This is a genomic window from Bacillus sp. mrc49 (genome assembly GCF_002803435.1).
The window spans coordinates 20,208-29,265 of sequence record NZ_PHNG01000695.1 but is presented as its reverse complement, the minus strand read 5'-3'; the positions used below and the strand labels follow the sequence as shown (position 1 = coordinate 29,265).

The following is a 9,058-nucleotide window of genomic DNA, read 5'->3' as shown; positions in this document are numbered from 1 at the left end:
GCTTTGCTAATGGAAATAAGGGAGTGACAGAATTGGGTAAAGGTAAAATCATTATCGTAGGTGGAGGTCTAGCCGGCTTAATGGCGACGATCAAAGCAGCAGAGCTTGGACAACAGGTTGATTTATTTTCTTTAGTGCCTGTTAAACGCTCTCACTCAGTTTGTGCCCAAGGCGGAATCAATGGGGCAGTAAATACAAAAGGTGAAGGGGATTCTCCATTCATTCACTTTGATGATACAGTTTATGGCGGGGACTTCTTGGCTAACCAACCCCCGGTTAAAGCGATGTGTGAAGCGGCACCATCGATCATCCATATGTTTGACCGTATGGGCGTTATGTTCAACCGTACTCCGGAAGGTCTTCTTGATTTCCGTCGTTTCGGCGGTACACAACATAGCCGTACAGCATTCGCGGGTGCAACGACTGGTCAACAATTGCTTTACGCATTGGACGAGCAGGTTCGCCGTTATGAAGTGGAAGGACTTGTTACGAAATATGAAGGCTGGGAATTCCTTGGAGCTGTTATCGATGATGAAGAAACAGCACGCGGTATCGTAGCTCAGAACTTGACTACAATGGAAATCAAATCATTCCCTGGCGATGCAGTCATCATGGCAAGCGGGGGCCCTGGAATCATATTCGGTAAATCCACTAACTCGATGATCAATACAGGTTCAGCAGCATCGATCGTCTATCAACAAGGTGTTAATTATGCCAACGGTGAGTTCATTCAAATTCACCCGACAGCAATCCCTGGAGATGACAAACTTCGTCTAATGAGTGAATCCGCTCGTGGTGAAGGTGGACGTATCTGGACATATAAAGACGGAAAACCTTGGTATTTCCTTGAAGAAAAATACCCTGCTTACGGTAACTTGGTACCTCGTGATATCGCGACTCGTGAAATCTTCGACGTATGTATGAACATGAAGCTTGGTATTAATGGAGAAAACATGGTTTATCTGGATCTATCACATAAAGATCCTAAATTACTTGATATTAAACTTGGCGGAATCATTGAAATCTACGAGAAATTCATGGGTGAAGATCCTCGTAAAGTACCAATGAAGATTTTCCCTGCCGTTCACTATTCTATGGGCGGACTTTGGGTTGATTATGACCAAATGACTAACATTAAAGGTTTATTCGCTGCAGGTGAGTGTGATTACTCCCAGCATGGCGGTAACCGTCTTGGTGCGAACTCACTTCTATCTGCCATCTATGGCGGTTCAGTCGCTGGTCCGAATGCCGTTAAATATATCGAAGGCCTTGACAAAACTTCCGAATCCATCCCATCTTCATTGTATGATGGATACGAAAAACAAGAGCAAGAAAAATGGAACAATGTCATGTCTCTTGATGGAAACGAAAATGCGTACGTACTCCACAAAGAGCTTGGTGAGTGGATGACTCAGCATGTTACTGTAGTCCGTTACAATGATAAGCTGAAAGAAACGGATAACAAGATTCTTGAGTTGATGGAGCGTTACAAGAAAATCAACATCAATGATACGGCTAAATGGAGCAACCAAGGAGCTGCTTTCACTAGACAGCTGCAAAATATGATGCAATTGGCACGTGTAATCACAATCGGTGCGTTAAACCGTGATGAAAGCCGTGGAGCGCATTACAAACCTGATTTCCCGGAACGTAATGATGAAGAATTCATGAAAACGACAATGGCAACTTTCAAGGGCTTGGATCAAGCACCTGAATTCCATTATGAAGATATTGATGTATCACTCATCGCACCGCGTAAACGTGACTACACTACGAAACATTAAAGAGGGGGAGCAAAAAAATGGTTGAAACTAAATCTGAGACTAAAACAGTCCGTTTTATCATCACTCGTCAAGATACACCGGATTCAGCTCCTTATGATGAGGAATTTGAATTAGCATACCGCCCGAATATGAATGTCATTTCCGCCCTAATGGAAATCCGTCGTAATCCGGTAACAGTACAAGGTAAGCATACGACAGCAATCGCATGGGACATGAACTGCCTTGAGGAAGTATGTGGTGCTTGTTCCATGGTCATCAATGGTAAACCAAGACAATCATGTACGGCCCTTATCGACCAATTGGAACAGCCTGTCCGCCTTGCTCCAATGCGTACTTTCCCTGTGGTTCGTGACCTTCAGGTAGATCGCAGCCGCATGTTCGACTCGTTGAAGAAGGTTAAAGCTTGGATCCCGATCGATGGAACGTACAACCTTGGACCAGGACCGCGTATGCCAGAAAAGAAACGTCAATGGGCTTATGAATTATCAAAATGTATGACTTGCGGTGTTTGCTTGGAAGCTTGTCCAAACGTGAACAGCAACTCAAACTTCATGGGACCACAACCGTTATCACAAGTCCGTTTATTCAACGCACATCCAACTGGTGCAATGAACAAAGCGGAACGTTTAAATACAATCATGTCCGATGGAGGACTTGCAAACTGCGGTAACTCGCAAAACTGTGTGCAGTCTTGCCCTAAAGGAATTCCATTGACTACATCGATTGCAGCATTGAACCGTGATACTGCCATTCAGCAATTCCGTAACTTCTTCGGAAGCGACGAAGTTTAATCATTTAGAGCAAAGAGCCCCTATCTTAGGATAGGGGCTCTTTTTTATCCTTTTCCATCGGAAATGAGTGGGATTTGTAAAATGAAGGAAGCTATATGCGAATTAACCAGCTTTCCGAGAGAAAATCCTTTTCATTATCAAATTTTTCTTATAAAATGAGTGAATAGCCATTCATTTTCGAAAGGGAGTGCACAAGTTGGGCAGAATATCATATATCGATAATATAACGGAGTGGATCAGTGATTTTTCTTTTAAACATGAGATTAAGGTCCGCTTTTCGGAAACGGATATGTTCGGGCATTTAAATAACACGATACCTTTTACTTATTTTGAGGAAGCACGGATAGAATATTTTAATAGCTTGGGATTCATGAAGGATTGGACGGCATTCACAAGTGATCAAATTCCGGTAGTCGCCGATCTGCAGTGTGATTATCTGCAGCAGGTGTTTTTCAATGATCGATTGACGATCCATGTGAAAGCCGACCATATCGGGACCTCCTCGGTAGATATTCATTACATGGGCACTAAGCAAGATGGTTCCATATGTTTAACGGGCAGGGGAACGATCGTCCAAGTCTCCAAGGACACAGGAAAGCCGACGCCTTGGACGGAAGAGATGAGGCAAGGGATGTGGCATGCGGAGGTCGAACATTCCTGAAAAAATTTCATCCCATGAAGTAAAATAGTCACTCCCTTGCACTTGCCGACATACTATATCTTGACTAAATAGACACCCACTCCGGGTTTTATGCTGGTGAAGGCAAGGAGGGTAACATTACTTGAAGGAGAACGAATTCACTCATAAGCCACTACTCACCAAAAGAGAAAAAGAAGTATTTGAGTTACTAGTACAAGACAAAACAACAAAAGAAATCGCAGGTGAATTGTTTATTAGCGAAAAAACAGTTCGAAACCATATCTCGAATGCGATGCAGAAGCTTGGAGTCAAAGGACGTTCGCAGGCAGTCATAGAACTCCTTCGTATGGGAGAACTTAAGCTTTAATGTGTTAGCGTTTAATACGTAAGCCTTATAAATATTTTCTCTCCCGTTCTATTTGGCAGCATATAAGGAAGTCCAAAACAATTCCATTGTTTTGACTTCTTTGGATGCTGCTTATTTTTTTGTTGGGGTGCTGCGGATTCCGAACAATCAATCTTGAAAATCATTTCACTTTCATCCAAAATGGTAGTATGATAAGTTTCATGAAGTGGGGAGCTGGGTGTATGGATGAAGAGAAGCAGGTTGCTTATGTAGCCGAAATCGAGAAGGAATTGCGCTATGTATCGTCCTGGATTAAGCAAAGGGGACGGGAAATCCTAAATGATTATAAAATAACCATTCCTCAATTCCTGGCCTTGCAATGGCTGTTTGAATCGGGCGACATGACGATCGGCGAATTGTCGACGAAAATGTTTCTTGCCTTCAGCACAACCACGGATCTGATTGACCGGATGGAGAAGCATCAGCTTGTCCAGCGTGTTAAAGATGAAAAGGACCGGCGGGTGGTTCGCATTCACCTTCTTAGTGAAGGGGAACGGATTATCGAAGAAGTGATCAATAAACGGCAGCAGTATTTGAGTGGCGTGTTAGCACAATTCAATGATGCCGACATCGTTTCCCTTCAAGGGATTTTAGCTAAACTACATCAAGAAATGAAAGAAAAATGAGGCGAGTTTTTTGAAACAACCAATAGGAATCATTGATTCAGGGGTAGGCGGTTTGACTGTAGCGAAAGAAGTCATGCGTCAGCTGCCGAATGAAAATATAATTTATTTAGGCGATACAGCAAGATGTCCTTACGGGCCTAGAACCAAAAAAGATGTTCAAGCCTTCACATGGCAAATGACGAGGTTTTTGTTGAAGAAGGATATTAAAATGCTAATTATAGCTTGCAACACAGCAACAGCGGCGGTACTCGATGAAATCAGGGCGACACTTTCGATCCCTGTTCTGGGTGTCATCCACCCTGGTGCAAGAGCGGCATTGAAAGTATCGAACTCCTTACATATTGGCATCATTGGCACGGAAGGCACGGTGAAAAGCAAAGCTTATGATGACGCATTGGCCTCCATCAATACCGATGTGAAAGTGGACAGTTTAGCCTGTCCGAAATTTGTCCCAATCGTAGAAAGTGGGGAGTTCGAAGGGGAAATCGTCAATAGGGTCGTGGCACAAACCTTAAGCCCGTTGAAGAAAACGAAGATTGACACGTTAATTCTTGGCTGTACCCATTATCCACTCTTGGGACCTGTCATCTCATCCTATATGGGGAATGGAGTGCAGGTCATATCATCGGGGGAAGAGACGGCCCGTGAGGCAAGCGTCATCTTGGATTATTATAGATTGATCAATAGAAGCAAGCTCCGCCCGGCACATCGCTTTTATACAACCGGCTCCAGGGATATGTTTGGATCGATCGCATCGAGCTGGCTTGGCATTCATACCAGCATGGTTGAAACCATTAAAATCGATCACTTATAAGACTTCCATTTTGGAAGTCTTTTTTTTAGGTGGAAGTCCAAGATAAAGAAAGAAGAAGGGTTTGGAGAATAAGATGTAGGAGCAGCCGCATGTCCTCAATGAACAGGAAGGAAGGCGGCTGGAGAAAGGATGAAAAATAATTGGTCTATTTTCCCCTAGGGCTCGTATAAATAGGAGTACAAACTGTCCTAGGAGTGATTTTATGTCCAATAAATCAAAAGTAACGATGGCTGTTACCATTCTTGCATCTTCCATTTGGCTTTCGGGGTGCGGATTATTCGGCGGTGAAGAGAAGAAGGAAATTGATCCACCCAAGGATGTTTCATTAGTCGACAATGAATCTTCATTAAAAGAGTCGAAGGGTCAAGAGCAGCCTGCAACAGATGGTGAGGAAGGCGCTGTTGAATCCAAAACGGTAAAAACGGAGTTATATTTAATTGATAAAAGCGGGTATGTGGTTCCGCAGACATTGGAACTGCCTAAATCCGAAGCTGTCGCTAAGCAGGCGCTTGATTATCTTGTCAATAACGGCCCGGTCACGGATAAACTGCCAAATGGGTTCAGGGCGGTCATTCCTGCAGATACGCAAATAAGCGTGAACATTAAAGACGGAGTGGCAGTGGCGGACTTTTCGCCGGAGTTCAAAAACTACCAAAAAGAAGATGAGCTTAAAATCCTTCAAGCCATTACATGGACGCTGACACAATTTGATTCCGTCGATAAAATTAAAATGAGGATTAATGGCGAGGATATTTCCGAAATGCCTGTCAATGGCACACCGATCGATGAGAATATATCCAGGTCTTCAGGAATCAATATCGATACAAGTGACGCAGTCGACATTTCGAATACGAAAGCATTGACCGTTTATTATGTCGGCGGTGACGAGGAATATACGTATTATGTACCGGTAACGCGCCGGATCAGTGAAACGGTATCTGATGATGTTACAGCTGCGGTTCAAGAATTGACGAAGAGTCCTTCGGGTTCGAATTTACAAACAGGCTTCATGACTGATGTTGCCTTACTTGATCAGCCTAAAATGGCGGATGGCAAGGTCAGCCTCAATTTCAACGAAAATATCCTGGGCAGCTTCAAAGAGAAAAAAGTTTCAAAAGAAGTTCTCGATGCCTTGGTCCTTTCGTTAACGGAACAAAAAGGAATCGAAAGTGTTGAAGTGCAAGTGAAGGGCAGCGCCGATATTTTGAATGAAGAAGGAAAGAAAATATCAGAGCCTGTGGTCCGTCCCGAAAAGGTCAACACTGGTAGTTTTTAAAGAAACGATTTTGTATACGAGAGATGGAGCACATCGAGGCAGCCTACCGCTGCCTCTTATTTTTTTGGGGATTCAGGGGGAGGCAGACGTGCCAATAACAGGAGGTATAGGCTTCATCAGTGTTCCAGAATGCAACGAATCACTGGAGGACGATTACAGGACGAACCATGGAAATATAACGTGGGCAATCATCTGGCGGCTACAGGTGTCGGGATTTTAGAAGAAGCACGAATTGTGTTAGACTTAAATTACCTGGTAGATTCACCAGCTCTTGTTGATACGAATGGGAAGGTCAGTTGAATCACAAGGCACTGGGTAAGAGTCGGCAATTACATATAAAGAGATGATTCCCGTGGCCCAAAAGGGCTTCGCGCATTATTCGAAGATCAAAAAACGAAAAAAGGTGAGATGAAGGATGAAGACAGTAATCATTGCAACGAAGAATATAGGGAAAGCCAAGGAATTCGAAAGCTTGTTCGCTGCTAAAGGATATGAAGTTAAAACGCTCCTCGATGTACCAGGTGCACCGGACGTGGAGGAAACGGGTACAACTTTTGAAGCAAATGCAATCCTGAAAGCGGAGGCCATTGCCCGGCAGTTGGGTCATTTTGTCATTGCGGATGATTCGGGCTTGATTGTAGATGCATTGGATGGCAGGCCGGGCGTATATTCAGCGCGCTATGCCGGCGAAGCGAAAAGTGACGAAGCGAACACGCAAAAAGTCCTCAGCGAACTGGAAGGTGTACCAGAAGCGGAGAGGACCGCGAGATTTTATTGCGCCTTGGCACTAGCCTCACCGAACCAGGAAACGATTACGGTATCCGGGACGATGGAGGGTGTCATAACGGACCAACCTTCTGGAGAGAATGGGTTTGGGTATGATCCTATCTTTTTTGTTAAAGAAAAAGGAAAAACAAGTGCGGAATTGACGAAAGAGCAAAAAAACCAAATCAGCCACCGGGCTCATGCCTTGAAGGCTTTGGATGAAAAACTTGATCTATTTCTAAAGAGGGAGGAAGGAATGTGACGATGAAAGTCCTAATCATGAGTGACAGTCATGGACTAACGCAGGAAATCGGCATGATAACCGACCGTCATAAACATGAAGTCGCGGCCATGATTCATTGTGGGGACTCCGAATTGGAACGAAAAGACCCCCTCATGAAGGATTTCCTCGCCGTTCGCGGCAATTGCGACTATGATGCCGCCTACCCAAGTGACGTTGTGGAGAACATCCTGGGCAAGCGATTCTTCCTTACTCATGGGCATCTTTACAACATCAAGATGACGTTGATGAACTTAGCTTACAAAAGCGAAGAAATGGGAGCTGATATCATTTGCTTTGGCCATTCCCACGCTGCAGGTTCTGAAATGATCGATGGCAAGCTGTTCATCAACCCTGGCAGCATCCGTCAGCCGCGGGGGAGAATTGAGAAGACCTATGCCATTTTGGGACTCGAAAAAGACCAACTTGAAATCACCTATTATGACCTTGAAGGAAAAATAGTTGATGAACTAAGAAATACTTATCAATTCGAATGACTTCATGTATAATGAACAGGAAGCGTTTTTCCCCGCTTCCTGGATTTTAAAAAAAGGAAAAAACTTTTTTAGTAAAAGCGTTGACTTTCTTTTGATATCCTACTATAATAAGAAGTGTCCTAAGGGAACAGTTAAGGTAATACATAAGTTTTACCGCAACTTATATCATAAACGTCTCAGTAGCTCAGCTGGATAGAGCAACGCCCTTCTAAGGCGTCGGTCGGGAGTTCGAATCTCTCCTGGGACACTAACAGAAAAGGTATGCTAACACAGGTTATAACGCTGTGGGAGCATATCTTTTTTCGTTCATGCAATGCAATATCCCTGCCTGCCAAGTCAAGATACTGAATTGTAGCAGCTCAGCGCAATGTGTGCTCCTTGCTTATTAAGAGAAATGCCAGCCTCACCCTCATCTGTCTCCTCCGATATGGGTATTAGGAGATAATAGAACAGTAGGGGAAGTTGCTGATAATCTTAAGGAATATGTATATGTACCTTTCCCCCTGCTTCTGATAGAACTTTTAGTTAAGTCCTTACAATAATTTTTGAGAGGGTGTCTCCGTCTATAAATGTTCGCCTGCGTAAGAAAGTACAAAACCACTCGTTTTCTTTCTCTAAATCATTCTTTAAACGATAAGAAACTGCACAACCGATGCGTGGAGGAAACTGCGAGCTAAAATCATGCCTATTTAGGCTCTTGAAAGACTTAAAGTGCTACGCTTTTCATGCCCCATAGTCTTCTGGATCTATCGGAATTAGTAACTAGTATTTTATGAAATGTGTATGTGATAAATAAAGCAAACATATTATACATAAGTACTTGAAAACTTTAAAGCTTTAGGGTATTCTGATACATGGTAATAGAACTTTGTTAGGGAATTGTTCTAAACCCTACTATTTATATAGTGTAGTCTTACAGTGAAAGTTTTAATTCTTGTAACCCTTTGATATGCCTGTTGTTTGGCTGATAAGGGACAGCATCATGTCTCAGTAGCTCAGCTGGATAGAGCAACGCCCTTCTAAGGCGTCGGTCGGGAGTTCGAATCTCTCCTGGGACACTAACTAGAAAAATCACCCTGGAATGTTGGTTGGTCAACATTCCAGGGTGATTTTTTATTTGTTTAGAAATGTCTTTAGAAAAGTTCCGGGTCGGAAATATTATATGCATTTTTCACCATA

At 43.4% G+C, this 9,058-nt stretch carries 9 protein-coding genes, 2 tRNA genes and 1 pseudogene; all 12 read left to right on the top strand.

The window, feature by feature from the left end:
• Positions 1-80: 80 nt before the first annotated feature.
• Positions 81-1,784 carry a succinate dehydrogenase flavoprotein subunit gene (gene sdhA / locus CVN76_RS15555; protein ID WP_442857581.1) on the top strand — a complete coding sequence of 568 codons (1,704 nt, stop codon included), beginning with the start codon at positions 81-83 and terminating at the stop codon, positions 1,782-1,784.
• A gap of 17 nt (positions 1,785-1,801) precedes the next feature.
• A complete protein-coding gene (sdhB, locus tag CVN76_RS15550) occupies positions 1,802-2,575 on the top strand; it encodes a succinate dehydrogenase iron-sulfur subunit (protein ID WP_061142165.1) in 774 nt (257 codons plus the stop codon).
• Positions 2,576-2,771: 196 nt separating this feature from the next.
• Positions 2,772-3,236, top strand: coding sequence for an acyl-CoA thioesterase (locus CVN76_RS15545; RefSeq protein ID WP_100532027.1), 465 nt, complete (start codon positions 2,772-2,774; stop codon positions 3,234-3,236).
• Positions 3,237-3,357: 121 nt separating this feature from the next.
• Positions 3,358-3,582, top strand: coding sequence for a helix-turn-helix domain-containing protein (locus CVN76_RS15540; protein ID WP_028392149.1), 225 nt, complete (start codon positions 3,358-3,360; stop codon positions 3,580-3,582).
• 221 nt (positions 3,583-3,803) lie between these two features.
• Positions 3,804-4,247, top strand: a complete 444-nt coding sequence (locus CVN76_RS15535; protein WP_232732261.1) for a MarR family winged helix-turn-helix transcriptional regulator — start codon at positions 3,804-3,806, stop codon at positions 4,245-4,247.
• Positions 4,248-4,257: 10 nt separating this feature from the next.
• Positions 4,258-5,061, top strand: coding sequence for a glutamate racemase (gene racE / locus CVN76_RS15530; protein ID WP_100532026.1), 804 nt, complete (start codon positions 4,258-4,260; stop codon positions 5,059-5,061).
• Between the two features lie 202 nt (positions 5,062-5,263).
• Positions 5,264-6,337, top strand: a complete 1,074-nt coding sequence (locus CVN76_RS15525) for a GerMN domain-containing protein (RefSeq protein ID WP_100532025.1) — start codon at positions 5,264-5,266, stop codon at positions 6,335-6,337.
• A 186-nt stretch (positions 6,338-6,523) separates the two neighbouring features.
• Positions 6,524-6,622: pseudogene (locus tag CVN76_RS32420) on the top strand (ribonuclease PH); the annotation flags it as partial.
• A 130-nt stretch (positions 6,623-6,752) separates the two neighbouring features.
• Positions 6,753-7,364 carry an XTP/dITP diphosphatase gene (locus CVN76_RS15520; protein ID WP_100532024.1) on the top strand — a complete coding sequence of 204 codons (612 nt, stop codon included), beginning with the start codon at positions 6,753-6,755 and terminating at the stop codon, positions 7,362-7,364.
• 2 nt (positions 7,365-7,366) lie between these two features.
• Positions 7,367-7,879: a metallophosphoesterase family protein gene (locus tag CVN76_RS15515; RefSeq protein ID WP_100532029.1), complete on the top strand. Its 513-nt coding sequence runs from the start codon at positions 7,367-7,369 to the stop codon at positions 7,877-7,879.
• Between the two features lie 173 nt (positions 7,880-8,052).
• A tRNA-Arg gene (locus tag CVN76_RS15510) sits at positions 8,053-8,126 on the top strand.
• A 737-nt stretch (positions 8,127-8,863) separates the two neighbouring features.
• Positions 8,864-8,937 (top strand) — tRNA-Arg (locus tag CVN76_RS15505).
• Positions 8,938-9,058: the final 121 nt, after the last annotated feature.